This window comes from Streptomyces sp. NPDC050534 (genome assembly GCF_044457745.1).
In the GTDB taxonomy this organism is placed as follows: Bacteria; Actinomycetota; Actinomycetes; order Streptomycetales; family Streptomycetaceae; genus Streptomyces.
This window is the reverse complement of record NZ_JBITHF010000008.1, coordinates 52,423-77,419: the sequence shown is the minus strand read 5'-3', so window position 1 is coordinate 77,419 and position 24,997 is coordinate 52,423. Positions and strand designations below refer to the sequence as shown.

23 protein-coding genes and 1 pseudogene are annotated in these 24,997 nt (G+C 70.9%); 11 read left to right on the top strand and 13 right to left on the bottom strand.

Going from position 1 to position 24,997, the window contains the following annotated elements; translation table 11 throughout:
* The first annotated feature begins 3 nt into the window (after nucleotides 1-3).
* Nucleotides 4-645, top strand: a complete 642-nt coding sequence (locus ACIBN2_RS25690; protein ID WP_399137581.1) for a PadR family transcriptional regulator — start codon at nucleotides 4-6, stop codon at nucleotides 643-645.
* 64 nt (nucleotides 646-709) lie between these two features.
* Here ACIBN2_RS25690 and ACIBN2_RS25685 read toward each other — a convergent pair whose 3' ends face one another.
* Both ACIBN2_RS25685 and ACIBN2_RS25680 read right to left on the bottom strand, forming a co-directional pair.
* Nucleotides 710-2,110 carry a glutamate decarboxylase gene (locus ACIBN2_RS25685; protein ID WP_399137579.1) on the bottom strand — a complete coding sequence of 467 codons (1,401 nt, stop codon included), beginning with the start codon at nucleotides 2,108-2,110 and terminating at the stop codon, nucleotides 710-712.
* Between the two features lie 18 nt (nucleotides 2,111-2,128).
* Nucleotides 2,129-2,371: pseudogene (locus ACIBN2_RS25680) on the bottom strand (ion channel protein); the annotation flags it as partial.
* Nucleotides 2,372-2,580: 209 nt separating this feature from the next.
* On the opposite strand from ACIBN2_RS25680, the gene ACIBN2_RS25675 reads away from it, so the two are divergent.
* Nucleotides 2,581-3,342 carry a MerR family transcriptional regulator gene (locus ACIBN2_RS25675; protein WP_399137577.1) on the top strand — a complete coding sequence of 254 codons (762 nt, stop codon included), beginning with the start codon at nucleotides 2,581-2,583 and terminating at the stop codon, nucleotides 3,340-3,342.
* An 18-nt stretch (nucleotides 3,343-3,360) separates the two neighbouring features.
* Here the strand turns inward: ACIBN2_RS25675 and ACIBN2_RS25670 are convergent, their stop codons facing one another.
* Nucleotides 3,361-3,726 carry a YbjQ family protein gene (locus ACIBN2_RS25670; RefSeq protein WP_399137575.1) on the bottom strand — a complete coding sequence of 122 codons (366 nt, stop codon included), beginning with the start codon at nucleotides 3,724-3,726 and terminating at the stop codon, nucleotides 3,361-3,363.
* Between the two features lie 142 nt (nucleotides 3,727-3,868).
* Here ACIBN2_RS25670 and ACIBN2_RS25665 point away from each other — a divergent pair, with 142 nt between their 5' ends.
* Nucleotides 3,869-4,864 carry a VTT domain-containing protein gene (locus tag ACIBN2_RS25665; protein ID WP_399137573.1) on the top strand — a complete coding sequence of 332 codons (996 nt, stop codon included), beginning with the start codon at nucleotides 3,869-3,871 and terminating at the stop codon, nucleotides 4,862-4,864.
* Here ACIBN2_RS25665 and ACIBN2_RS25660 read toward each other — a convergent pair.
* Together ACIBN2_RS25660 and ACIBN2_RS25655 are read right to left on the bottom strand one after the other, a co-directional pair.
* Nucleotides 4,861-6,531 (bottom strand): threonine/serine exporter ThrE family protein, encoded by a 1,671-nt coding sequence (locus tag ACIBN2_RS25660; RefSeq protein ID WP_399137571.1) that lies wholly within the window; start codon nucleotides 6,529-6,531, stop codon nucleotides 4,861-4,863. The genes ACIBN2_RS25665 and ACIBN2_RS25660 overlap by 4 nt on opposite strands.
* 105 nt (nucleotides 6,532-6,636) lie before the next feature.
* On the bottom strand, nucleotides 6,637-7,128 hold the full coding sequence (locus ACIBN2_RS25655; RefSeq protein ID WP_010044289.1) for an inorganic diphosphatase: 492 nt from the start codon (nucleotides 7,126-7,128) through the stop codon (nucleotides 6,637-6,639).
* A gap of 79 nt (nucleotides 7,129-7,207) precedes the next feature.
* Here ACIBN2_RS25655 and dacB point away from each other — a divergent pair, with 79 nt between their 5' ends.
* The 6 genes from dacB (at nucleotide 7,208) to folE (ending at nucleotide 14,891) form a co-directional block, all read left to right on the top strand.
* Nucleotides 7,208-8,869 carry a D-alanyl-D-alanine carboxypeptidase/D-alanyl-D-alanine-endopeptidase gene (dacB, locus tag ACIBN2_RS25650; RefSeq protein ID WP_399137570.1) on the top strand — a complete coding sequence of 554 codons (1,662 nt, stop codon included), beginning with the start codon at nucleotides 7,208-7,210 and terminating at the stop codon, nucleotides 8,867-8,869.
* 74 nt (nucleotides 8,870-8,943) lie between these two features.
* Nucleotides 8,944-10,068, top strand: a complete 1,125-nt coding sequence (locus tag ACIBN2_RS25645; protein WP_399137568.1) for a zinc-dependent metalloprotease — start codon at nucleotides 8,944-8,946, stop codon at nucleotides 10,066-10,068.
* 191 nt (nucleotides 10,069-10,259) lie between these two features.
* Nucleotides 10,260-11,303, top strand: a complete 1,044-nt coding sequence (gene tilS, locus ACIBN2_RS25640; RefSeq protein WP_399137566.1) for a tRNA lysidine(34) synthetase TilS — start codon at nucleotides 10,260-10,262, stop codon at nucleotides 11,301-11,303.
* Between the two features lie 53 nt (nucleotides 11,304-11,356).
* Nucleotides 11,357-11,917: a hypoxanthine phosphoribosyltransferase gene (hpt, locus tag ACIBN2_RS25635; RefSeq protein ID WP_399138215.1), complete on the top strand. Its 561-nt coding sequence runs from the start codon at nucleotides 11,357-11,359 to the stop codon at nucleotides 11,915-11,917.
* A 183-nt stretch (nucleotides 11,918-12,100) separates the two neighbouring features.
* Nucleotides 12,101-14,140, top strand: coding sequence for an ATP-dependent zinc metalloprotease FtsH (gene ftsH / locus ACIBN2_RS25630; protein ID WP_399137564.1), 2,040 nt, complete (start codon nucleotides 12,101-12,103; stop codon nucleotides 14,138-14,140).
* Between the two features lie 145 nt (nucleotides 14,141-14,285).
* Complete coding sequence (folE, locus tag ACIBN2_RS25625; RefSeq protein ID WP_399137563.1) at nucleotides 14,286-14,891, top strand: GTP cyclohydrolase I FolE; 606 nt, start codon at nucleotides 14,286-14,288, stop codon at nucleotides 14,889-14,891.
* Nucleotides 14,892-14,910: 19 nt separating this feature from the next.
* Here folE and ACIBN2_RS25620 read toward each other — a convergent pair whose 3' ends face one another.
* The 6 genes from ACIBN2_RS25620 to ACIBN2_RS25595 form a co-directional block, all read right to left on the bottom strand.
* Complete coding sequence (locus ACIBN2_RS25620; RefSeq protein ID WP_399137562.1) at nucleotides 14,911-15,399, bottom strand: DUF3180 domain-containing protein; 489 nt, start codon at nucleotides 15,397-15,399, stop codon at nucleotides 14,911-14,913.
* Between the two features lie 69 nt (nucleotides 15,400-15,468).
* Nucleotides 15,469-16,080: a 2-amino-4-hydroxy-6-hydroxymethyldihydropteridine diphosphokinase gene (gene folK, locus ACIBN2_RS25615; protein WP_399137560.1), complete on the bottom strand. Its 612-nt coding sequence runs from the start codon at nucleotides 16,078-16,080 to the stop codon at nucleotides 15,469-15,471.
* Nucleotides 16,077-16,436, bottom strand: a complete 360-nt coding sequence (gene folB / locus ACIBN2_RS25610; RefSeq protein WP_399137558.1) for a dihydroneopterin aldolase — start codon at nucleotides 16,434-16,436, stop codon at nucleotides 16,077-16,079. The genes folK and folB overlap by 4 nt, the downstream gene beginning before the upstream one ends.
* Before the next feature lie 247 nt (nucleotides 16,437-16,683).
* Nucleotides 16,684-17,187, bottom strand: a complete 504-nt coding sequence (locus ACIBN2_RS25605; protein WP_399137556.1) for a nuclear transport factor 2 family protein — start codon at nucleotides 17,185-17,187, stop codon at nucleotides 16,684-16,686.
* A complete protein-coding gene (gene folP, locus ACIBN2_RS25600) occupies nucleotides 17,184-18,089 on the bottom strand; it encodes a dihydropteroate synthase (RefSeq protein WP_399137555.1) in 906 nt (301 codons plus the stop codon). Before folP ends, ACIBN2_RS25605 begins: the two co-directional genes overlap by 4 nt.
* Nucleotides 18,090-18,212: 123 nt before the next feature.
* On the bottom strand, nucleotides 18,213-20,030 hold the full coding sequence (locus ACIBN2_RS25595; protein ID WP_399137553.1) for a phosphatidylglycerol lysyltransferase domain-containing protein: 1,818 nt from the start codon (nucleotides 20,028-20,030) through the stop codon (nucleotides 18,213-18,215).
* A gap of 234 nt (nucleotides 20,031-20,264) precedes the next feature.
* On the opposite strand from ACIBN2_RS25595, the gene ACIBN2_RS25590 reads away from it, so the two are divergent.
* Both ACIBN2_RS25590 and ACIBN2_RS25585 read left to right on the top strand, forming a co-directional pair.
* Nucleotides 20,265-21,392, top strand: a complete 1,128-nt coding sequence (locus tag ACIBN2_RS25590) for an alpha/beta hydrolase (protein ID WP_399137552.1) — start codon at nucleotides 20,265-20,267, stop codon at nucleotides 21,390-21,392.
* 135 nt (nucleotides 21,393-21,527) lie between these two features.
* On the top strand, nucleotides 21,528-23,075 hold the full coding sequence (locus ACIBN2_RS25585) for a hypothetical protein (RefSeq protein ID WP_399137551.1): 1,548 nt from the start codon (nucleotides 21,528-21,530) through the stop codon (nucleotides 23,073-23,075).
* A 34-nt stretch (nucleotides 23,076-23,109) separates the two neighbouring features.
* Here ACIBN2_RS25585 and ACIBN2_RS25580 read toward each other — a convergent pair whose 3' ends face one another.
* Both ACIBN2_RS25580 and ACIBN2_RS25575 read right to left on the bottom strand, forming a co-directional pair.
* The gene (locus ACIBN2_RS25580; protein ID WP_399137550.1) at nucleotides 23,110-24,483 is read right to left on the bottom strand and encodes a PH domain-containing protein; all 1,374 of its coding nucleotides are present in this window, start codon (nucleotides 24,481-24,483) and stop codon (nucleotides 23,110-23,112) included.
* The gene (locus ACIBN2_RS25575; RefSeq protein ID WP_399137548.1) at nucleotides 24,480-24,992 is read right to left on the bottom strand and encodes a PH domain-containing protein; all 513 of its coding nucleotides are present in this window, start codon (nucleotides 24,990-24,992) and stop codon (nucleotides 24,480-24,482) included. The genes ACIBN2_RS25580 and ACIBN2_RS25575 overlap by 4 nt, the downstream gene beginning before the upstream one ends.
* Nucleotides 24,993-24,997: the final 5 nt, after the last annotated feature.

Genomic DNA, 24,997 nt, shown 5'->3' with positions numbered 1-24,997 from the left:
TGCATGTCAGCGATCCGTCTCCTGGTGCTCGGCGCGGTTCGCCAGCACGGGCGGGCCCACGGTTACCAGGTGCGCAACGACCTGGAGTACTGGGGCGCGCACGAGTGGTCCAACGCCAAGCCCGGTTCGATCTACCACGCGCTCAAGCAGATGGCCAGGCAAGGGCTGCTGCACGCGCACGAGATCGCGCCGTCCACGGCCGGCGGCCCGCCGCGCACCGAGTACGAGCTCACCGACCACGGCACCGAGGAGTACTTTCGGCTGCTGCGTGAGGCGCTGACCTCGTACGACCAGAGGACGGACGTCAAGTCGGCGGCCATCGGCTTCATGGTCGACCTGCCCCGGGCCGAGGCGGTGACGCTGCTCAAGGAGCGGATCCGGCGCACCGAGGCGTGGCGCTCCTCGGTCACCGAGCACTACGTCCCCGAGGACGGCCCCGAACAGCTCGGCCACATCGGCGAGATCATGAACCTCTGGATCCACACGGCCGACGCCGAGGCCGAGTGGACCCGGAGACTGATCGGGCGGATCGAGGGCGGGGCGTACACGTTCGCGGGAGAGGGCGACCCGTTCGTGGGCGTTCTGGCGGACGACGAGGAGAACCCGTACGCGACGGGGGAGCGGCACCCGGAGGACGACCACTGACCGAGCCGGTGGTCGACTTCGGCCGGACGGCGTCGGCCGGTTGCCGCTCGTCCCGCTCGCCTCGTCAGTGATGGAAACCGGTGGCCGCCCCCTTGTCCTTGGGCGACGGGTGCGGCTGCTTGCGCAGTTCGGGCAGCAGCCGGGACAGGTCCTCCACGAACAGGTCGGCGAGGTCGTTCGAGAAGCCGTTGCGGCACACCACCCGGAGCACGGACAGGTCCTCGCGGTTCGGCGGGAAGGTGTACGCGGGCAGCAGCCAGCTGCGCTCCCGCATCCGCCGGGACACGTCGAAGACGTCGTACGCGTCCACGCCGTCCGCGGTCGTGAACGCGAAGACGGGCAGCTCGTCGCCCCTCGTCAGCAGCCGGAAGTCGCCGAGCGCCTCGATGCGTTCGGCGAGGGACATGGCCACGTCCCGGGTCGTCTGCTGCACGGCGCGGAAGCCTTCGCGGCCCAGCCGCAGGAACGTGTAGTACTGCGCGACCACCTGGGCGCCGGGCCGGGAGAAGTTGAGGGCGAAGGTCGGCATGTCGCCGCCCAGGTAGTTGACGCGGAAGACCAGCTCCTCGGGCAGCGCCTCCTTGTCGCGCCACAGGGCCCAGCCGACGCCCGGGTAGACGAGGCCGTACTTGTGTCCCGAGGTGTTGATGGACGCCACGCGCGGGAGGCGGAAGTCCCACACCACGTCCTCGTCGAGGAAGGGCGCGACCATGGCGCCGGACGCGCCGTCGACGTGCACGGGGATGTCCAGGCCGGTGCGCTCCTGGAGGGCGTCGAGGGCCGCGCACAGGTCGGCGATGGGCTCGTAGGAGCCGTCGAAGGTGGAACCGAGGATGCCGACGACCCCGATGGTGTTCTCGTCGCACAGCTCGGCGGCGGCCTGCGGGTCGAGGTGGAAGCGCTCGCCCTCCATGGGCACCAGGCGCGGCTCGACCTCCCAGAAGTTGCAGAACTTGTCCCAGCACACCTGGACGTTGACGCCCATGACCAGGTTGGGCCGCGCCCCGGGGGTGGAGTTGCGCTTGCTCCAGCGCCGCTTCAGCGCCATTCCGGCGAGCATGCACGCCTCGCTCGATCCGGTCGTGGAACAGCCCACGGCGGCCGCCGGGTCCGGTGCGTTCCACAGGTCGGCGAGCATCGCCACGCAGCGCCGCTCCAGTTCGGCGGTGCGCGGGTACTCGTCCTTGTCGATCATGTTCTTGTCCCGGCACTCCGCCATCAGGACGCCGGCCTGCGGTTCCATCCAGGTGGTGACGAACGTGGCGAGGTTCAGCCGGGAGTTGCCGTCCAGCATCAGCTCGTCGTGCACCAGCTGATACGCCGTCATCGGCGTCAGCGGGCCGTCCGGGAGCCGGTGCCTGGGCGGAGCATCGGTCATGCCGGCGACCGGATTGGCCTCCCCGAAGAAGGGGTTGACCGAGACCGGGCGCTCGTCGTGCTTCTGCGGACCTTTGTGGAGGGCCATGGCCTTGTCTCCCTTGTGTCAATCGAAGAACGGCTGTCGGTGGACCGGAGTTCCGTCGTCCCGCAACTGCATCTGGGGCCGGCCGGTCACCGGCAGCCAGGCGGGCAGCGAGGCGAAGCAGAGCAGGGCGATGATCGCGGGCTCGGGCACCGGCACCGCGGCCGTGAACAGGCTCACCCAGCCCTGGCGGGTGACGGCGAGGAGCATGCCCAGGCCCCCCGCGGCGACACCGGGCGCCGGGTGAACGGCCGGTAAGAGGGCGCGCGTGCCGGTGTCGCGAGGGCCGCGGGCGCCCGCTGGGCGAGGTCATGGGCCACGGGCTCACCATAACCGGCCAAAGGCGTGAAACATTTGCCAAAGGTATGAAACATCTGAAAGGGGAACAGTCGGCATCCGAACACGAACCGACTTGCACCTCACGTCGCGTGAGGGCTCAGCGTGGAGTGCGTACCGAGAAGGGAGCGGACGAAGTGAGCTACTCCGTGGGACAGGTCGCGGGCTTCGCCGGCGTCACGGTGCGCACCTTGCACCACTACGACGACATCGGCCTGCTCGCCCCGAGCGAGCGCAGCCGTGCGGGCCACCGGCGCTACAGCGACGCCGACCTCGACCGGCTGCAGCAGATCCTGTTCTACCGGGAGCTCGGCTTCCCGCTCGACGAGGTCGCCGCCCTGCTCGACGACCCGGCCGCGGACCCGCGCGCGCACCTGCGCCGTCAGCACGAGCTGCTGACCGCCCGGATCGAGAGGCTCCAGAAGATGGCGGCGGCCGTCGAACACGCCATGGAGGCACGCAAGATGGGGATCAACCTCACACCCGAGGAGCGGTTCGAGGTCTTCGGGGACAACGACCCCGCGCAGTACGCCGAGGAGGCCGAGCAGCGCTGGGGGAACACCGAGGCGTACGCCGAGTCGCAGCGCCGCGCGGCCGCCTACACCAAGGAGGACTGGAAGCGCCTGCAGGCCGAGGCCGACGCCTGGGCCGAGCGCTACGCCGCCCTGGTGGCCGCCGGTGAGCCGGCGGCCGGGGACGCGGCGACGGACCTGGCCGAGGAGCACCGGCAGCACATCAGCAGGTGGTTCTACGAGTGCCCGTACGAGATGCACCGGTGTCTCGCCGAGATGTACGTCTCCGACGAGCGCTTCAAGGCGTTCTACGACGCCATGCGTCCCGGTCTCGCCGAGCACCTGAAGGCCGCGATCCTGGCGAACGCCGACCGCCGCACCGCATAGCGGTCCTGGTCCGGGGGCTCACTCCCGGGCCAGGACCACCGCGGTCCCGTAGGCGCACACCTCCGTGCCCACGTCCGCCGCCTCCGTCACGTCGAAGCGGAACATCAGCACGGCGTTCGCACCGCGCGCGCGTGCCTGCTCGACGAGCCGTTCCATGGCCTGGTTCCTGGTCTGCACGAGCGTCTTGGTGAGCCCCCTGAGCTCACCGCCGATCATCGACTTCAGCCCGGCGCCGATCTGGCTCCCCAGGTGCCGGGAGCGGACCGTCAGCCCGAAGACCTCGCCGAGGACCTCCTGGACCCGGTGTCCGGGTACGTCGTTGGTCGTCACCACCAGTACGTCCGGCCGGGGCTCCTGGCCGCCGCCGTATTCGTCTATGCCCATGGCTCACAGCTTTGTGCCAGTCCGCGCACAGTGCATCCTGGAGACCCCGGTGGAACCTGGGGCGGACACCTTTCGTTGATAGCTTTGTGCGCCCGCAGAAGGACGCCGCACTTCTTCTCACCCCCTCAGGGAGCCCGGAACCGTGACGACGCTTGCCCTCGGCCCGAGCTGGCTGGATCCGAACCATCTGCTCGACACGTTCGGCATCTGGGGCCTGCTCCTGATCGTCTTCGCCGAGTCGGGCCTGCTCATCGGCTTCTTCCTGCCGGGTGACTCGCTGCTGTTCACCTGCGGCCTGCTGATCACCGCGGGCACCATGGACTTCCCGCTGTGGGGGGCCATCCTGCTGATCTGCCTCGCCGCGATCCTCGGCGACCAGGCGGGCTACCTCTTCGGCAAGAAGGTCGGCCCCTCGCTCTTCACCCGCCCGGACTCCCGCCTGTTCAAGCAGGAGAACGTGGTCAAGGCGCACGAGTTCTTCGAGAAGTACGGCCCCAAGTCCCTGGTCCTGGCCCGCTTCGTGCCCATCGTGCGCACGTTCACGCCGATCATCGCGGGCGTCAGCGGCATGCGGTACCGCTCCTTCATCACGTTCAACGTCATCGGCGGCGTCCTGTGGGGCGCGGGCGTGACCCTGCTGGGCTCCTGGCTCGGCAACGTGGACTTCGTCCACAAGAACATCGAGGCGATCCTCATCCTGATCGTCCTGGTCTCGGTGGTCCCGATCGCCATCGAGTTCCTGCGCGCCCGCAGCAAGGCCAGGAAGAACCCCGGGGCCCCGGCTCCCGCGCCGGCGCAGCAGCAGCCCCCGGCCATGGACGACGCGACGACCCAGCTGCGCCGCGTCCCGGCGGCGGACGGCCAGGACCACCACCGGCCTCAGCAGCAGTACCCGCCGCAGCATCAGTACCCGCAGCAGCAGTACCCGGCGCAGCAGCAGCCGTACGACCCGAACCAGTCCTACGGCCCGAACGAGCCGTACAACCCCGGACAGCAGCCGTACGACCCCAACCAGCAGCCGTACGACCCCAACCAGCAGTCCTACGACCCGAACTGGCAGTACGCCCAGCAGTATCCGTACCCGCAGCAGGACGACGGCCGGCAGAACGGGCAGTACCCGCACGGCCAGGGCTACTAGAACCCCCTGGTCCGCTTGGCGGCTCGGCGGCCCGCCGCGCTGGCCGCGCCCGGCACGCGCAGGAACAGCCGCGAGATCTCGGAGCCGAGGTTGACCCCGATGGCGATGGCCATGGCCAGGGAGACCGCCGTGGCCAGGGAGACCAGTCCCTTGTCGACCTTGTTCTGGGCGATCGCCAGCAGCCCGAAGTAGGTGGCGGAGCCCGGCAGCAGGGGCCCGATCGCCGCCGTCGTGTAGGGCAGGGCCGACGCGAAGCGGTAACGCGACAGCAGCTGCCCGAACAGGCCCACCAGCCCCGCCGCCACGGCGGTGGAGGCGACGGGGGAGAGGCCGCCGGGGTAGTGCAGCGCGCCGTACACCACCCAGGCGACGCCGCCGTTCAGGGTCACCCACAGCACGGTGGCCCGCTCCTGCTGGAGCAGCACGGCGAAGGTCAGGGACAGCAGCATCGACGCACAGATCTGCAGGACGGGCCGCGTGGAGTTGCCCAGGGCCGCGTCGGGGTTGAGCTTGGCGTCCAGGTTCACCCCGAAGTACAGGACGATCAGAACGCCCACGACGATGCCGACGAAGAGGTACATGACCTCCAGCAGGCGCGCCGACGCGGTGATGTAGAAGCCGGTCAGGCCGTCCTGCACGGCCGCCACCAGCGCCCGTCCCGGCAGCAGCGCGAACAGACCACCGGTGATGACCGCGGACGCCTTGACGTCGACGTGCGCGACGGTGAGCGCGACCCCGAGGGCGGCCGGCGGCATCGCGGCAACCGTGAACTGGTAGAACTCCGGCAGCCCGCGCCCGGCGCACAGCCACGCCAGCCGGTCGCCGAGCATCGCGCCCAGCGCGGCCGCCACGAACACGAAGAGGTCACCGCCGACGAGCACGGAGGCCGCGCCCGCCAGCAGGCCGCTCGCCCCGGTCAGCACCCACCCCGGGTAGGGGTGCCGGTTGCGCCGTATCTCGGCGAGCCGCCGGTAGGCCTCCTCCAGGGAGAGGTGGGACTCCGGGTCGCTGAGATCGTCCACCAGCTGGAACACGGCGGCCAGCCGCGTGTAGTCGACGGCCCGGCGCCGCACCGTCCGCGAGGCCGTCACCGGGTCCTCGACCAGGGACGGCTGGTACGAGATCGACAGCAGGGTGAAGGTGACGTTCGGCTCGCAGCGGTCGAGGCCGTAGGAGCGGCAGACCGCGAACATCGCGGCCTCCACGTCCTCGGCGCCCTCGCCGCCGGCCAGCAGCAACTCGCCGATACGCAGGGTCAGGTCGAGCACGCGCGGGACGGCGGGACCGCCCTCCTCCGCCTTCGGCCCCGGTTCCGGCGCGGGCCGCTCGGCGACCGGCATCCGCAGCATCGTGCGCATCCGGTCCTGCCAGGGCACGTCCTTGGTCAGGCTGACCACGGGGACGCCGGTCGCCGGGGTGAAGGCGACAGGGGCGTGCTTGGCGTTGTACGTGCGCGGAGTGCTGAACGCCGATCCCTCGGGCTCGGGGCCGTGCGGCTGAGGGACGTCCAGGCCGTCGGGGACCTCGAACTCCGAGGTGGTCTCCGGCTCGACGACACCCGTGGGGGCGGCGAAGCCCGCGGGGATGGCGAACTCGGATGTGATCTCCGGGTCGAACGTGCCCCTGGCCTCGTCCGACTGCGGCTTGCGGTCCTCCGCCTCCGTCACGTGAGTAACGCTCCCTGTACGACGCGTGCAGCAACGCCCAGTATGCGCACAGAAAACCGGACGGGCCGCACGCGCATGCGTGCGGCCCGTCGGAAGACTCAGGCCTCAGTGGCCACCCTGCTCCTTGAACCGCTTGTAGGAGCGCTCGATCTCGATCTCGGCGTCCGTGCGGCCCACCCAGTTGGCGCCCTCGACGGACTTGCCGGGCTCCAGGTCCTTGTAGACCTCGAAGAAGTGCTGGATCTCCAGGCGGTCGAACTCCGAAACGTGGTGGATGTCACGCAGGTGCTCCACACGCGGGTCCGTGGCGGGCACGCACAGCAGCTTGTCGTCGCCGCCGGCCTCGTCCGTCATCCGGAACATGCCGATCGCGCGGCACTTGATCAGGCAACCCGGGAAGGTCGGCTCGTCCAGGATGACCAGCGCGTCCAGCGGGTCGCCGTCCTCGCCGAGGGTGTTCTCGACGAATCCGTAGTCGGTCGGGTAGGCGGTCGAGGTGAAGAGCCGACGGTCCAGACGGATCCGACCGGTCTCGTGGTCCACCTCGTACTTGTTCCGCGAACCCTTCGGGATCTCGATCGTGACGTCGAACTCCACCGGTGGCTCCTCCATGATCAGCACATAGTTCTGGTGGTTAAGTGTCCCTCACGCAGGTGTGTGATCGCGAAAGGGGCTGGTGGTCGTGCCCGAGCTGAGGCCTTGGCGGGCCGCGAGACCGCATGTGACGCGGGTCGCGAACGCCGTACGACCGCGTCTGGCACGGGCCGCCGGTAGCGTACGCCCGCATCTCGAACGAGCCGCCGACGCAGTGCGACCGGGCCTTCGACGGGCCACGGCCGCTGCGAAACCGCAGCTCGCGCGCGTGCGGACCGTTCGGTTCACGCGGCCGAAGTCCGTCGGCACATGGCGGTTCACCGCGGGCGCCGCAGTCGCCGGTCTGGCGCTGGCGGTCACCGTGGCCACCGCCGCCGGTCCCTGGGACTCCTCCGGTCAGCGTACGGCCGAGGAGGACCGCGCAGTCGCCCTGGAACGCACGGGTGGCACAGATCACGGCCGTAATTCAGGTACGTCCGGTTCGTCCGGTACGGCGGCCGGGGCGCCCCGGCCCGCTCCCAGCGCCGCGTCCGTCCTGGTCGGCCTGGGCCGCGCCACGACCGCCGTGCAGCCGTCCCCGACCGGCACGGCCCTCTCCGGCGTCCTGGACCCCCTGCTGAAGGACGCGGCGCTCGGCGCCCGCCACAGCGCCGTCGTCGTCGACGTCGCCACGGGCAGGCGGCTGTACGGCACCGGCGCCGACGACGCGCTGACACCCGCCTCCACGACGAAGATCGCCACCGCCGTCGCCGCCCTGTCGGCGATGGGCGCCGACCACCGCCTGACCACCCGCACGGCCCTGGAGCCCGGCACCAAGGAGCTCGTCCTGGTCGGCGGCGGCGACCCGACCCTGACCGCCCGCGCGCGGGCGGAGGGCTGGGCGAGCCTCAAGGTGCTGGCCGGCAGGACGGCGAAGGCGCTGAAGAAGCGCGGCCTCCAGGACGTGACCCTGTCCTACGACGAGAGCCTGTACGCCGGCCCCGCGCTGCACCGCATCGGCGTCAACGTCAACCTCGCGCCCGTGAGCGCCCTGGCGGCCGACGAGGGCCGCACGGACGACTCGACGAGCGGACCGGTGACGCGCGTGCCGGACCCGGCGGCGGACGCGGCCCGCAAGTTCGCGGCGTTCCTGAAGGGCTACGGCATCAGGGCCACGTCCCCCGGCCCGTCCAAGGCGACCGGCCGGGCCGAGAACCTCGCCGCCGTCTCCTCGCCCCCGCTCTCCGCCCTGGTCGAGCGCATGCTGACCAACAGCGACAACGACATCGCCGAGGCCCTGGCCCGCCAGACGGCCGCCGCGACGGGGAAGCGGGCGAGCTTCGACGGCGGCGCGGCCGCCATCGCCGCCCAGCTCGAGAAGCTGCAACTCCCGCTCAGGGGAGCCCGGTTCCACGACGGCAGCGGACTCGACCGGAACGACCGGCTGACGGCCGACCTGCTCACGTCCCTGCTCGTCGAGGCGGGCGACCCGGCCCACCCCGAACTCCGCCCGGTCCTCACCGGCCTGCCGGTGGCCGGATTCACCGGAACCCTGACCAGCCGTTACAACGGCGGAGCGGCAGGGGTCGTACGGGCGAAGACCGGCACCCTGACCGGCGTGAACACCCTGGCGGGCACGGTGGTCGACCAGGACGGCCGTCTGCTGGCCTTCGCGTTCCTCGCCTCCGACACGACCAGTCCGGCGGCGGCCCAGTCGGCCCTGGACCGTACGGCGACGGCCCTGGCGGCGTGCGGCTGCCACTGACGCCGCACCGGCCTCCGCGCACCGGCCTGCCGCGCGGCCTGCCCCAAGTGGTAACGCTCACGTACCGTTGACGCATGACGAGCATCGGTGGTGCCGAGATGGTCGACTGGAATCTCGCGGTGGCGACCGCGACCCGGCTCGTACGGCCGGGCCCCGACGTGAGCCGCGACGAGGCCCGGGAGGTCGTCGCGGAACTGCGCCGGCATGCCAAGGCCTCGGAGGAGCACGTCCGGGGATTCACCCGGATGGGCACGGAGGAGGTCCACGACACCCCCGTCCTCGTCGTCGACCGCCCCGGCTGGGTCCGGGCGAACGTCGCCGGCTTCCGGGAGATCCTCAAGCCGCTCCTGGACAAGATGCAGGAGCGGCGCGGCAGCAGCCCCGGCGGCGCGGTCCTGGGCGCCGTCGGCGGCAAGGTCACCGGCGTCGAGCTGGGCATGCTGCTGTCGTTCCTGGCCTCCCGCGTCCTCGGCCAGTACGAGACGTTCGCCCCGGCGACGCGCGAGCTCCCGGCCGGGGAGAGCGGCGGCGGCCGGCTGCTCCTCGTCGCCCCGAACATCGTGCACGTGGAGCGTGAACTCGACGTACAGCCCCACGACTTCCGCCTGTGGGTCTGCCTGCACGAGGAGACGCACCGCACGCAGTTCAGCGCCGTGCACTGGCTGCGCGACCACCTCGAGGGTGAAATCCAGTCTTTCTTGGGGGAGACCGACGTCGACCCCATGACGGTCCTGGAGCGCATCCGCGAGGCCGCCCAGTCCCTCGCGGGCGGGCGCCCCGAGGGCGAGGAGGAGGACGGCGGGCGGTCCTTCGTCGAGATCGTGCAGACGCCGGCGCAGCGGGAGATCCTCGGGCGCCTCACCGCCGTGATGTCCCTCCTGGAGGGTCACGCCGACTTCGTGATGGACGGGGTCGGCCCGCAGGTCGTGCCTTCCGTGTCGGAGATCCGCGAGAAGTTCCAGCAGCGCCGGGCGAAGGGCGCCTCCCGGCTGGACATGGCCCTGCGCAAGCTGCTGGGCCTGGACGCCAAGCTCCGGCAGTACCGCGACGGCGAACGGTTCGTGCGGGCCGTCGTCGAGCAGGTCGGCATGGACGGCTTCAACCGCGTGTGGACGTCCCCCAACACCCTCCCGACCAAGGCGGAGATCGCCAAACCGGCGGACTGGGTCGCGCGGGTGCACCGCAAGAGCGAGTCGTGAACGCCGTGGAGGGTCGTGAAAGGAATCCGGCCGACGGCAGGCGAACGCCCCTCCAATCACCCGTCCGAGGGACCGTGAGCCATGGGTAGGCGTGCGATGCTCGGGGAACGGCCCGGTTCTGTCACCATCTACACACTCTGAGTGACCAACCCGGGCTCAACCCCCCGAAAACTTCATGAAGGGAACCGGACATGGGTCCCCATCCAGCGGTCGCGGCGATACGCCTGGCGGTCCGCCACGTCCTCCACGACATCCTCAACGACCACCAGACCGCCTCCAAGGGCCCACGGCTCTTCGAGCAGTCCTCGCACGAGCGCCGGTCGTCGCCGCTCGTGCTCGTGGCATGCTCCGGCGGCGCCGACTCCATGGCCCTCGCCTCCGCCCTCGCCTTCGAGGCCCCCAAACTCGGCATCCGCGCCGGTGCCGTCACCGTCGACCACGGCCTGCAGCCCGGGTCCGACCTGCGCGCCGAGGAAGTCGCCCTGCGCCTGCGCGAACTGGGCCTCGACCCGGTCGACTCGGTGGCCGTGACCGTCGGCCGCGAAGGCGGGCCCGAAGCCGCCGCCCGCGACGCGCGCTACGCCGCCCTCGACGCCGCGGCCCTGCACCACGGAGCCACCGCGATCCTGCTCGGCCACACCCGCGACGACCAGGCCGAGACCGTCCTGCTGGGACTCGCCCGCGGCTCCGGCATCCGCTCCCTGTCCGGAATGGCCGCGGTCTCGGGGGCCGACGGCCGTTACCGGCGCCCCTTCCTGCAGGTCGACCGGCAGACCGCCCGCAAGGCCTGCATGGTCCAGTCCCTCCCCGTCTGGGACGACCCGCACAACGCCGACCCGGCGTACACCCGCTCCCGGCTGCGCCACGAGGGTCTGCCGGCCCTGGAGAAGGCGCTCGGCAAGGGCGTCGTCGAGGCACTGGCCCGCACCGCCCAGCTCTCCCGGGACGACGCCGACGCCCTCGACGCCTGGGCCAGCCAGGCCGAGACCTCCGTACGCGACGCGACCGGTCTCCTGGAGTGCGCCAAGCTCTACGTCCTGCCGCCCGCCGTGCGCCGCCGCATCCTGCGCAGGGCCGCCATCGAGGCCGGGGCGCCCGCGGGTTCGCTGTTCGCCCGCCACATCGAGGAAGTCGACCGGCTGATCACCGGCTGGCGCGGCCAGGGAGTCATCAATCTCCCGGGCAAAGTCGTCGCCCAGCGCCAGGGTGGCAGACTGGTGATTCGGCAAGGCTGAAACCTTGCCCCCCTTTGGGGGGTGATGGGCGGCCTGTGGGACGACCGAAAGTGATGCGGGTGGACGCGAAAGACATGGGTGCCGACCTCAAGCAGGTACTCATCACCAAAGAAGAGATCGACGCGAAGCTGGCTGAGCTGGCTGCGAAGATCGACGCGGAGTACGCGGGCAAGGATCTGCTCATCGTCGGAGTCCTCAAGGGCGCGGTGATGGTCATGGCGGACCTCGCCCGGTCGCTGTCCACCCCCGTCACCATGGACTGGATGGCCGTGTCCTCATACGGCGCGGGCACCCAGTCCTCCGGCGTGGTGCGGATTCTCAAGGACCTCGACACCGACATCAAGGGCAGGCACGTCCTGATCGTCGAGGACATCATCGACTCCGGGCTGACCCTGTCCTGGCTGCTGTCCAACCTCGGCTCCCGCGAGCCCGAGTCGCTCAAGGTGTGCACGCTGCTGCGCAAGCCGGACGCCGCCAAGGTCGCCATCGACGTGGAGTGGGTCGGCTTCGACATTCCCAACGAGTTCGTCGTGGGATACGGCCTCGACTACGCCGAGAAGTACCGCAATCTCCCGTTCGTGGGTACGCTCGCGCCCCATGTCTACGGCGGCTGACTCAGCGAGTCCGTCCAAGTAGGACGATCGGGAACCCCAGCGGGTTTCGCGCCGTTGGAGCATGCAGACGGGTTTGCCAGCCGTCCCGTGCGGCTTCGCGCGACAAAGCTGGGGTACCGTCAGAAGAACTGTCTTATCAAACTCACTATGGCAGGAGGGACGGGGCGACACCGCTCCGTATGGATGGACGTGAAGCGATACTTCCGTGGGCCGGTCATGTGGATCGTGCTGGCCGTCCTTGCCGTGGTCGTGTTGATGCAGGTCGTCGGCTCGTCCGGCGGCTACAAGACGGTGGACACCGGCCAGGTCGTGGCAGCGATCAACAACGACAAGGTGCAGTCGGCCAAGCTGACCACCGGTGACGAGCAGACCGTCAAGGTCCAGCTCAAGGACGGCGACAAGGTCGAGGGCAGCTCGAAGATCCAGGCGAGCTACATCGGCGACCAGGGCGTGGCCATCGCCAACACGCTGCAGACCAAGTACCAGAACAAGCAGATCCCGGACGGCTACACGGTTTCGCCGTCCAAGCAGAACCCCTTCCTGGGCATCCTGCTCTCCCTGCTGCCCTTCGTTCTGATCGTGGTCGTCTTCCTGTTCCTGATGAATCAGATGCAGGGCGGCGGCTCCCGGGTCATGAACTTCGGGAAGTCCAAGGCCAAGCTCATCACCAAGGACACCCCGAAGACGACCTTCTCCGACGTCGCGGGCTGTGACGAGGCCGTCGAGGAACTCCACGAGATCAAGGAGTTCCTGCAGGAGCCGGCCAAGTTCCAGGCCGTCGGCGCCAAGATCCCCAAGGGCGTGCTGCTCTACGGCCGTCCCGGTACCGGCAAGACGCTCCTCGCGCGTGCCGTGGCCGGCGAGGCCGGGGTGCCCTTCTACTCGATCTCCGGTTCCGACTTCGTCGAGATGTTCGTCGGTGTCGGTGCCTCCCGGGTCCGTGACCTGTTCGAGCAGGCCAAAGCCAACGCCCCGGCGATCGTCTTCGTCGACGAGATCGACGCGGTCGGCCGCCACCGCGGCGCCGGCCTCGGCGGCGGTCACGACGAGCGCGAGCAGACGCTGAACCAGCTGCTCGTCGAGATGGACGGGTTCGACGTCAAGGGCGGTGTGATTCTCATCGCCGCCACGAACCGCCCGGACATCCTCGACCCGGCGCTGCTGCGCCCGGGCCGCTTCGACCGCCAGATCGCGGTCGACCCGCCGGACCTCCAGGGTCGCCTGGAGATCCTCAAGGTCCACCAGAAGGGCAAGCCGGTCGCCCCGGACGTCGACCTCGCGGCCGTCGCCCGCCGCACGCCGGGCTTCACCGGTGCCGACCTGAGCAACGTCCTCAACGAGGCGGCGCTCCTGACGGCCCGCAGCGACAAGAAGCTGATCGACAACTTCATGCTGGACGAGGCGATCGACCGCGTGGTGGCGGGCCCGCAGAAGCGGACCCGGATCATGTCGGACAAGGAGAAGAAGATCACCGCGTACCACGAGGGCGGTCACGCCCTGGTCGCGGCGGCGTCTCCCAACTCCGACCCGGTCCACAAGATCACGATCCTGTCGAGAGGCCGGGCCCTCGGCTACACGATGGTGCTGCCGGACGAGGACAAGTACTCCACGACCCGCAACGAGATGCTGGACCAGCTGGCCTACATGCTGGGCGGCCGCGCGGCCGAGGAGCTCGTCTTCCACGACCCGACCACGGGCGCTGCGAACGACATCGAGAAGGCCACCACGACGGCCCGCGCGATGGTCACGCAGTACGGCATGACCGAGCGGCTGGGCGCCATCAAGTTCGGTGGCGACAACTCCGAGCCGTTCCTCGGACGTGAGATGGCTCACCAGCGCGACTACTCGGAAGAGGTCGCCGCGCTGGTGGACGAGGAAGTCAAGAAGCTCATCGAGAACGCGCACAACGAGGCCTGGGAGATCCTGGTCGAGAACCGCGACGTCCTCGACAACCTCGTCCTTCAGCTGCTGGAGAGGGAGACGCTGGGCAAGGAGGAGATCGCCGAGATCTTCGCCTCCATCGTCAAGCGGCCGCCGCGCCCCGCGTGGACGGGTTCCTCCCGGCGCACGCCGTCCACCCGTCCGCCGGTGCTCTCCCCGAAGGAGCTCGCACTGACGAACGGCGCCAACGGCGCGACCCCGGCGATCTCCACCGCCAAGGCCACCGCCACGGAGTCGGCCCCGGTGGCCGAGCCCGCTCCTGAGGACCGCCCGGAGAGCTGATCACCGCTCCTCCGGCGGCCGCGACAGGCCCGGAATGAATGCCGCGCCCCCCAGGTTTTAGCCTGGGGGGCGCGGCATTCAGCCATGTCCGCAGTGAGGCGCGTGGTCCGCACGCGTGACCCCGCAAAGGAACGAGGCACCACTCATGACCGACCCCGTGACGCTGGACGGCGAGGGCACGATCGGCGAGTTCGACGAGAAGCGCGCCGAGAACGCCGTACGCGAACTGCTGATCGCGGTCGGAGAGGACCCTGACCGGGAAGGGCTCAGGGAGACGCCGGCGCGGGTCGCGCGGGCGTACCGGGAGATCTTCGCGGGGCTGTGGCAGAAGCCCGAGGACGTACTGACGACGACCTTCGACCTGGGCCATGACGAGATGGTGCTCGTGAAGGACATCGAGGTGCTGAGCTCCTGCGAGCATCACCTGGTGCCCTTCGTCGGCGTCGCCCACGTCGGGTACATCCCGTCCACCGACGGCAAGATCACGGGTCTGTCGAAGCTGGCCCGGCTCGTGGACGTCTTCGCCCGGCGGCCGCAGGTGCAGGAACGACTCACCACGCAGATCGCCGACTCGCTGATGCAGATCCTCGAACCGCGCGGCGTGATCGTCGTCGTCGAGTGCGAGCACATGTGCATGTCGATGCGCGGCGTCCGCAAGCCCGGGGCGAAGACCATAACGTCGGCCGTGCGCGGTCAGCTGCGCGACCCGGCCACCCGCAACGAGGCCATGAGCCTGATCATCGCGCACTGACGCCTGGCGGCACCCGCCTTCAGGCGGGTGACGCCGCGCCGTTGTTGTCGTTCTCGTCGTCCTCCGGGAGCCGGCACACGCGCTCCAGGAAGATGGCCGACACTATGACGGCGATGCCCGCCACGACCGAGAAGCCGGCGTAGATGGCCTGGTCGCGGCGGGCGGGGATGTCGAGGAGCTCCAGCAGGAACACGCCCGTGCCGCCGTACATCCCGGCGACGAGAGCGGCCACGAGGGCGCTGGCCTGGCCGAAGACGACCGCGCGGGCCGCCATCAGGGGATCGACGCCCTTGGCCTCGGGGCGGCGCTCACGCTGGGCCTTGAAGCGGGCCCGCAGGGACAGCGCCGTGGCCAGCAGGACCACCGCGATCAGGGCGAGGACGATGGGGGCGGCCAGGGGGACGCTGGGGAGGGTCCCGATCGCGTTCCAGAGGCGGGCGCCCGCCCAGGACAGGATCGCGGCCACGACGAACACGCCGACCAGCACCCTGATGCGCAGCTCTCTCACGGTGTCCCTTCAACTCCCCCGGGTCCTGGCGGACCGTCCCGCAGACAGTGGTCGTCCTGACCTTAACGACTACTCGGGCAGGTGGAGTTCCAGGTCCTCGCGAGGTGTCACGCCCGCGTGCGTGACGGCGCCCAGGAGGTCGGCGACCGCCCCGCGGCCGGGCAGCAGGGCGTCGGGGTCGACGTCGTGCCAGGGGGCGAGGACGAAGGCCCGCTCGTGGGCCCGGGGGTGGGGCAGCGTGAGGTGCGGGTCGTCGTCGACGAGGTCGGCGTACGCGACGATGTCGACGTCGAGGGTGCGGGCGCCCCAGCGCTCGTCCCGGACCCGGTGGAACGCCTCCTCGACCGCGTGGGCCCGCTCCAGGAGCGAGGACGGCGGGAGGGTGGTCTTCAGGACGACGACCGCGTTGAAGTACGACGGCTGGCTGCCGGGCTCGACGCCCCACGGCTCCGTCTCGTACACCGGCGACACGCCCTTGATGCGGACGCCCGGGGTGTCCTCCAGCGCGTCGATGGCGCCCTGGAGGGTCTCCAGGCGGTTGCCGAGGTTCGAGCCGAGGGAGATCACCGCCCGTTTCGGGTTGTGCAGCGTCGTGTCGGCGGCGTCCACCTGTGCCACGACGGAGGCGGGTACCGGCTGTACGGTCGGGTCGCTGTGACCCTCGGTGAAGGACGCGGTCATACTCGGCTCCGGGTGATGGTGACGGTCACGTCGTCGAAGGGGACCGTGATCGGTGCGTCCGGCTTGTGGACGCAGACCTCGACCTCCTGGACCCCTTCGTGCTTCAGACAGGCCTGGGCGATGCGCTCGGCGAGCGTCTCGACGAGGTCGACGGGCTCGCCCTGGACCACGGCCACGACCTCCTCCGCCACGATGCCGTAGTGCACGGTCTTCGCCAGGTCGTCGTCGGCGGCGGCCGGACGGGTGTCCAGGCCGAGAACGAGGTCCACGATGAAGGTCTGGCCCTCCTCGCGCTCCCTGGGGAACACGCCGTGGTACCCGCGGGCCTTCAGGCCGCGCAACGCGACACGATCCACGCGAATCACTCCTGCAATCGTCGGTAACGACCGGTCCGTACCGTGTGCGGGCGGCACACCGGCCTCGAACGAATCTACCTGCGGGCACTGACAGGACCGGGCCACGGGGGCACGGCCTGAGCCGGAACCAGGAGGTTTCATCGCGTGTTTCCCCTGGGGAACCCGGCGGCTCACGGGCTGGTAGCCGCCCCTACCCAAGGGGTCGTGATTCCAACCACTTCTTGGTCCCGACGGGGCGCCTACCCACTCAGGTGGGGGTCTCGTCCTCCTCGGCCTCGTCGTTTTCGGACATGACCGGCGAGGCGTGGTGGGACCAGAGCTTCCAGCCCTCGGGGGTGCGGCAGAAGAGGTTCGAGGCGACCACCAGCTGGCCGACGAGCGGGCCGAGCTCCTCGCCGCCCTCGGGCGCGGGGCCGCCGCTGAGGATGTTCTCGGTGCAGGTCACCAGGGCGGTGTCGCCGGTGACGGAGACGTGCACATCGGTGAGGAAGAACTGGATGTAGTCGGTGTTCGCCATGATCAGCGCGTACGACCGCAGGACCTCGCCGCGGCCGGTCAGCACGGGCCAGCCGGGGTGCACGCAGGAGACCACGCCGACGTCGGCCGGGTCGTGGAACTCCTCGTCGACTCCCAGGTCGGCAGGGGCGAGCCAGAGCGCGGAGAGCGCTTCGAAGTCACCGCGCTCCATGGCCTCGTAGAAGGCGGTGTTGGCGGCTTCGACCTGCTCGACGTCGGTGTGGGGGGCGCTCACCGGACTCCTTCTGCTCCGGGTGCGCCCGGCGCGTGCCCTGCTGTGCGCGCTCCTTCCACAGCGCGTGCCACCCGTACGGCGTCCGCCGTCGCGCGCACCTGGTGAACGCGCACCGCCCACGCGCCCGCCTGCGCCGCGAGCGCGGACACGGCGGCCGTGGCGGCGTCGCGCTCGCGCGCGGGCGGCGGCGCGCCCTCGGCCCCGGCGAGCACCCGCCCGAGGAACCGCTTGCGGGAGGCCGCGACGAGCAGGGGGTGGCCGAGGGCGAGGAGGCGCTCGAGGTGGGCGAGCAGCACCAGGTCGTGCTCGGCGTCCTTCGAGAAGCCGAGGCCCGGGTCGACCACGATGCGATCGGGGGCGATGCCGCCGGCCAGGACGGCCTCCACGCGTGCGTGCAGTTCGTCGACGACCTCGGCGACGACGTCGGCGTAGACGCCCTTGACGTTGCCGCCCTCCAGGAAGCCGCGCCAGTGCATGACGACGAAGGGGGCGCCCGTCTCCGCCACCACCGGGATCATCGCGGGGTCGGCGAGGCCGCCGCTGACGTCGTTGACGAGGGAGGCGCCGGCCGCGAGGGACTGCTCGGCGACACAGGCGCGCATGGTGTCGACCGAGACCGTGACGCCCTCGGAGACGAGCCCGCGGACGACCGGGATGACGCGCCTGAGTTCCTCGGCCTCGTCGACGCGGGTGGCGCCGGGCCGGGTGGACTCGCCGCCGACGTCGACCAGGTCCGCGCCCTCGGCGACCAGTCCGAGTCCGTGCTTGACGGCCGCCGTGGTGTCGAAGAAGCGGCCGCCGTCGGAGAAGGAGTCGGGTGTGACGTTCACGACCCCCATGACCGCGCAGCGGTCCCATTCCGGAAGGCCCGCGACGCGCCCGCGTCCGTTCTGCTTGCTCATACGTTCAGCCTAGGCCCCGGATGCGGCCGCAAGACGCCGCGGCCCGGGCGGAAGCCCCCCGGGCTGGAGGGGCGCGGCTTCCGTCCGGGCCTGTCCCTGGCGGCGTGCGGCCAGGGGCGTCGGTCACGCGGCGCGTGCGTCGTGCTCCGCGAGGGCGTGGGTGTGCGGGCACGCGCGCGGGGCGGGCTTGCGGCGGCGCAGGAAGCGCGGCAGCGCCAGGGCGAGGTCGACGAAGCCCTCCGCCTGCATGGCGGCGAAGCCGATCCGCGGCAGGTCGGCGGAGGCGCGGTAGACGACGAAGCGCGGTTCCCAGCGCGGCCGGAACTTGGCGTTGAACTTGTACAGGGACTCGATCTGGAACCAGCGGGAGAGGAACACCAGCAGTCCGCGCCAGGCGCGCAGCACCGGTCCCGCGCCGATCTTCTCGCCCCGCGCGAGCGCCGAGCGGAACATCGCGAAGTTGAGCGACACGCGCGTGATGCCGAACTTCGGCGCCGCCTCCAGCGCCGCGACGATGAGGAGCTCGTTCATGCCGGGGTCGGCCGAACGGTCGCGGCGCATCAGGTCCAGGGAGGCGCCGTCGCTGCCCCACGGGACGAAGTGCAGGATCGCCTTGAGGTCGCCGTACGCTCCCGGCTCCTCGTCGGCCTTGTGGGCGGTGGCGATCAGGCAGTCGCCGTCGGAGGGGTCGCCGATGCGGCCCAGCGCCATGGAGAAGCCGCGTTCGGTGTCGGTGCCGCGCCAGTCCTCGGCGGCCTGGCGGATCCGCTCCAGTTCGGCGTCGCCGAGGTCACGGACACGACGTACCCGGGTTTCGTAACCGGCGCGCTCGATGCGCTTGACCATCTGGCGCACGTTGCGCATCGCGCGGCCGGTGAGGGAGAAATCCGCCACGTCCACCACCGCCTCGTCGCCCAGTTCGAGGGCGTCGAGGCCGGTTTCGCGGGTCCACACCTCGCCGCCCGTCTCGGAGCAGCCCATGACCGCGGGCGTCCAGGAGTGGGCCTTGGCGATGTCCATGAAGTGCTCGATGGCGCCCGGCCATGCCTCGACGTCGCCGATGGGGTCGCCGCTGGCGAGCATCACACCGGACACGACGCGGTACGTCACCGCCGCCTTACCGCTGGGCGAGAAGACCACGGCCTTGTCGCGGCGCAGCGCGAAGTGGCCCAGGGAGTCGCGGCGGCCGTGCTTCTCCAGAAGCGCCCGGAGGTGTGCCTCGTCGTCCTCCGTCAGGCGCGCCGCCGGGTGTTCGGGCCGGAAGGCGAGGTAAATGGTGGTCACGGCCGTGATCAGCCCGAGGGCGCCCAGTGAGAAGGCGACCGTCCAGGAGGTGTTGCCCTGATAGTTCACCGGGCCCTCGAAGCCGAACAGGCCGTAGAGCACGTGTGTGATGCGATCGGCCAGGCTCGGATCGCCGACCATGCGGTTCGGGTGGACGCTGACGATGATCAGTCCGAGCACGAGGGAACCGGCGCCCATGAGCACGAAGTTGGCGAGCGCGCGCCAGCGGCTGCGCGGGTCGGGCAGCGCCGCGAACTGGTCGCGATGGCGCAGCAGTGGCGCGAGCAGTGCCAGCGAGATGATCACGCCGACGACGGAGTGCCGGTATGTGAACTGCGCCACGGCGCCGGCCGGCAGCAGCGCCACCGCGGCGCGCCAGGCCCGGCGTTTGCCACGCCTGAGGCCGTGCGCGAGCAGCAGCAGGAGCATGCCGGCGCTCAGCGACAGCGCGGCCGCGAACGGGCCGAACGAGCCGGGCAGCACCTCGGCGAGCGTGTGCATACGGCTGTGCCGGAAGCGCGGGAAGACACCCGCCGCGACGTCCAGCAGACCGACGACGGCGCACGCCCTGGCAACCAGGACGGGAACGGCCTCGGGGCGCGGACCACGGAATACGCGCCGCGCGCTGCGTGATCGGGTGGGAACCCCACCCGACATTTCCTCATCTGTCCTGACAGACATCGCATCCCGTAGTTCTGCGAGAGACCTTGGATCCGGTGCCGATTCGGGCATCCGGCGACATTGCGCCCTCTAGGACGGTGTCACGGGAGGAGAGGTTCACTCCGCTTCTCAAAGCCGTCTCAAAGCCGTCTCAAAGCCCGAGGAAAGTCCCGGACAAGCCCTTGCGAAGGTGCGGGGGAGCCGGGTGAAACCGCAGGCAGGAAGCTGGTCATGGGTCTTACGAGCAACAAAGTGCTCTGTGTGGCGATGGCGTGCGCCGTGCTGCTGTTCATCGGCACTGTGTGGCTGTGGCCGCGCCTCGCGCGCCGCAACTGGCGGGCCGTCAGCGGGCGCGTCGGCCTGCTGCTCGGCACGCAGGTGGCCCTCTTCGCGTCGGTGGGCCTCGCCGCCAACCAGGCCTTCGGCTTCTATGCCAGCTGGGCGGACCTGTTCGGCCAGGAGAAGGACCAGGGCGTCGTCGTCAACCACACGGCACTCGGCGGCTCGGGCGGCCCGCTGGAGGTGCTCGACACTGCGGGTGTGCGCGGAGCCGGCGGTTCCGCGCCCGCGGCCGGCGGTGAGATCCAGAAGGTCGACATCGTCGGGCGTACGACACACATCGCCACACCCGCGTATGTGTATTTGCCGCCGGAGTACTTCCAGGCGCGCTACCGCGCGCGTACTTTTCCGGCCACTGTCGTACTCACCGGATATCCGGGCACCGCCGAGGCGCTCGTGAGCAAACTGCACTATCCGCGCACCGCCCAGCAACTCACCAAGGACGGACGTATGCAGCCGATGATCCTGGTGATGCTGCGTCCCACGGTGGCGCCGCCGCGGGACACGGAGTGCGTGGACGTTCCGGGCGGTCCGCAGACGGAGACATTCTTCGCCAAAGACCTGCCCGACGCCCTGGTCGCGCACTACAGAGTGGGCAAGAAACCGGGCAGCTGGGGCATCATCGGCGACTCCACGGGCGGTTACTGCGCGCTGAAGCTAGCCATGCACCACCCCAGGGCGTACGCCGCGGCGGCGGGCCTGTCGCCGTACTACAAGGCGCCGATCGACCCCACCACGGGCGATCTCTTCCGTGGGAACAAGGGACTGCGCAATCGGGCCGATCTGTGGTGGTGCCTCAACCACCTGCCCGCGCCCGACACTTCACTGCTCGTCACCAGCAGCCGGATCGGGGAATCCAACTACAAGGCGACGCTGAAGTTCATACAGCGTGCGCAGGCCACGAAGCTGACGCGGATCTCGTCGATCATCCTTGAAAGCGGCGGTCACAACTTCAACACCTGGCGCCGGGAGATTCCCGCGACGCTGCAGTGGATCAGTGGGCGGCTGAGCGACAGGTGACAGGGGTTTCGCACGATGTTGATCTTGCCGAATTCGACGACGGTCAATTCCTGATGCCGTGTGAACGTTTCGGTATGGCTGTGTTTTTGCGGGGCGGGGCACCAAGGGTCGCCTACGCGCGGTAAGTTTCTGGCCATGCCACGTGGACGTCACCGCCATTCCCCGCCCCTGCACAGGCTGCTTCCCCCGTCGGCGATCGCAGGCGTCTCCTTCGTCTGCGCCTTCGGTCCCTGGGTCTTCACGCAGCAGGCCGCGCTCCGTGTCGTCGCCGCGGCCGCCGCGGCGACGGCGATCGTCGGTGCGGCCGTCATGCGCCGCTGGGACACCCAGGCGGGCAAACAGGTCGCCGACCTTACGCGCGCGCGTGCGAGCGACGAGTGGCGGCACGAGGAGCGGGTCGCCGAGCTGGAGACCGACCTCGAGGAGTCGCGCGAGCTCCGCGCCAAGCTGGAGCAGCGGCTGCGGGCCAAGCGTGCCGAACTGGCGGGCCTGCGCAACGAGCACGCGGCGCTGCTACGGCGGTACGCCACCGCCGAGACCGAGCGCGCGAGCGCCCTGGAGGGCCGCCGTCTGCTCGAGATAGAGGCGGGCGCGCCGACCCGTGCGCTGCCGCCCGTGCCGACGCAGGACACGGCGGACACGGACCTGGACGCGGACATCGAGGCCGCCGAGTCCGAGGCCGCCGAGTCCGAGGCCGCGGAGACCGAGGCTGTGGCTGCCTCGGCGGACGCGGAACAGACGGCGGACGCGGAGGACGACGAGGACGCGGAGGACGACGGGGCGCCGGCGGAGGGCCGCACGGTCTTCTCCCCGGAGGGGTCGCATCTGTTCCTGCGGGCGAAGGCGGCGCTGAAGCGGTTCGACGAGGACGAGGACGGCTCCACGGAGGCTGCTTCTGCCGAGGACGCCGCGGCGGAGGACGGCCAGGCGGCCGGCTCGTCGAACGACGACTCCCGGGACGACGACTCCCGGGACGACGACTCCCGGGACGACGACTCTCTGAACGACGACTCCCAGGCCGCCGACTCCCAGGCAGCCGAGTCCCTGAGCGGTGACTCCCCGAGCGGCGACTCCTCGGAGTCCGAGGACGGCCCCGCACCCGAGGACGACGGTTCGCCGAAGGGCGACGGTCCCAAGGGCGACAGGTCCCGGAAGCGCGAGCCGGTGAAGGCGAAGGCCGCCGCCGCGACGAGCGAGGCCGCCGCGAACGCGGCCGAGTCGGCTCCGATCGCCTCGGAGGCCGCCGTGGACGGCGGTACCGGGGCCGCGGCGCAGGAGGACGAGGCGCAGGGGCAGCCCGTGGCGGTCGACGGGCATGAGCGCGCGGCCGCCACCACTCCCGCCCGGCACGCCCCGTCCGCGCAGCAGCCCGCGGGTCACTTCGTCGCACCGACCGCGGTGGCCGTGGTGCCCGCCGCACCCACGCGCCCGGCGGTCGAGGGCCAGTTCGACTTCTTCGGCACGAAGGCGGAACCGTCCCCGAAGGCCATCGAGGCCGTGCAGAACGAGGACCTCGCGGACGTGGTCGGCGAGGAGGCGCTCGCGCTCCACAAGGCCGAGGCCGAGGCGGAGTTCAAGCCGGCCGGCGAGGAGACGCGCGACGCGGGCCAAGTGATCGACCTGACGGCGCACGACGAGACCGAGCAGATCGACGTGCAGGGGCTGCGCAGCGCGGTTTCCTGACGCGGCACCTCCTGAAATCCCGAAGCCGGCGGCCTCAGGGCCGCCGGCTCTCCTGTGCCTCCGCGTCATCGGCCGGCGGTGCCATCCAGCGGTCGGGGCGGGCGTCCCTGCGTCCCGTCCTCGACCGCTCGGCCTGGGCCCGCAGCAGCTCCGCCGCCTCCTGAGCGTCCCGCAGCCGGGCCGTCACGGTCTTGTCGGCCCCCGTGTCCACATGGACGTCGGCGACCCGCCACAGCCGCTCCCACGGCCCCTGGGCCAGCCGTACGCTCTGCACCTTCGCGTGCGGTACGAGCGCAAGGCTCCGGCGCAGCAGCCCGTGCCGGGCGGCGAACACCGCGTCGGTGACCGCGAGTCCGTGACCCCGCCACCACACCGGCACGCACCGCCCGGCCCGCTTCGGGGGACGTGACACGGCGGCCGGCACGGTCACCCCGGGCAGCACGCGCGCGACGACCGACTCGGCGACCGCCCGCGGAGCCACCGGAACCAGTACGGAGTTGGACGATCCGGCCACGTCCAGCTCCACCCGCACCCAGCCGCGCCGCCGCCACAGCAGCGGTTCCACGATCCGCACGGTCTGCACCCGGCCGGGCGGCACCGTCTCGTGCGTACGGTCGAGCAGACCGTGGTCGATGCGCAGTCCGTCCGGCGACTCGCCGACCGTCCAGTCGTACTCGCCGACGAACCGGCCCACACTGGTCGCGCCCGCCGCGCCCAGCAGCGGCACAGCCGTCGCGAGGACCGTCCACACGCTGTGGGTGGCCAGCCACAGCAGCGACGGGACGACGAGCGCCGCGACCAGGGAGCCCCAGGTGGCGCCCGTCAGCACGACGGAGATCGCGAGGTCGAGCGGAGGCGTGCGCAGCAGCTCGCGCGCCGGTGCCTCACCGACCTCGTGCGCCGTCTCGGGCGCGAACCCCGCGGCGCGGGCGAGGAGTTCGGCGCGCAGCGCACGCGCCTCGCGCTCCCCCAGGAAGGCGAGCTCGTCCTTCTTCTTGTCGGTGCCTATGACGTCGATCTTGAGCTTGGCGACGCCCGCCACGCGCGCGAGGAGCGGCTGGGTGACGTCGATGGCCTGGATGCGTTCGAGCCGGATGTGCGCGGTGCGCCGGAACAACAGGCCGGTACGGATGCGCAGTTCGCTCTCCGTCACCGCGAAGTGCGTGAACCACCAGGTCATGAAGCCGTACAGAGAGGCGACCGGGACGAGGACGGCGATCGCGATCAGGAGGGTCGTGGCCGTCAGTCTCGTCAGCTGGTGCTGCGCCTGGTCGGGGTCGTGCACCGCCCACCCGATGACGACGGCCACCGGCGCCCACGCCCGCCGCAGGGGCGTCACGGGGTGCAGCCGCCGTTCGGTGACGGGCTCCTTCTCGCGTACGGCGTCCTCGACGCCCGGCGCGGTCACAGACCCGCCGATCGGGCCTCGCCGAGCTCGGTGAGCCGGTCGCGCAGCCGCTCCGCCTCGGCCGGGTCGAGGCCGGGGATGGTCGCGTCGGTCGCGGCGGCCGCCGTGTGCAGCTGCACGCTGGCCAGCCCGAAGTGCCGCTCCACGGGTCCCGAGGTCACCTCGACCAGCTGCATCCGCCCGTACGGCACGACGGTCTCCTCGCGCCACAGCACGCCTCTGCTGATCAGCAGGTCGTCGGCGCGCTCGGCGTAGCGCCAGGACCGCCAGTTGCGGCCGAGCAGCACCCAGCCCCAGGCCGTGAGCGCCGGGGGCAGCAGCGCGAACGCGGCCCAGGCGGGCCCGGCGAACAGTCCCAGCAGCAGGCCCAGGGCGAGGGTCAGCAGCCCCAGCCACACCACCAGCAGCAGCCGCCGCATCCGCAGCAGTCCGGGAGGCAGCCCGATCCAGGCCGGCTCCGCCGTCTCGTCCCCCGTGGTCCCCGCGCCCGGCGGGCTCCCCGTCTCCATACCGC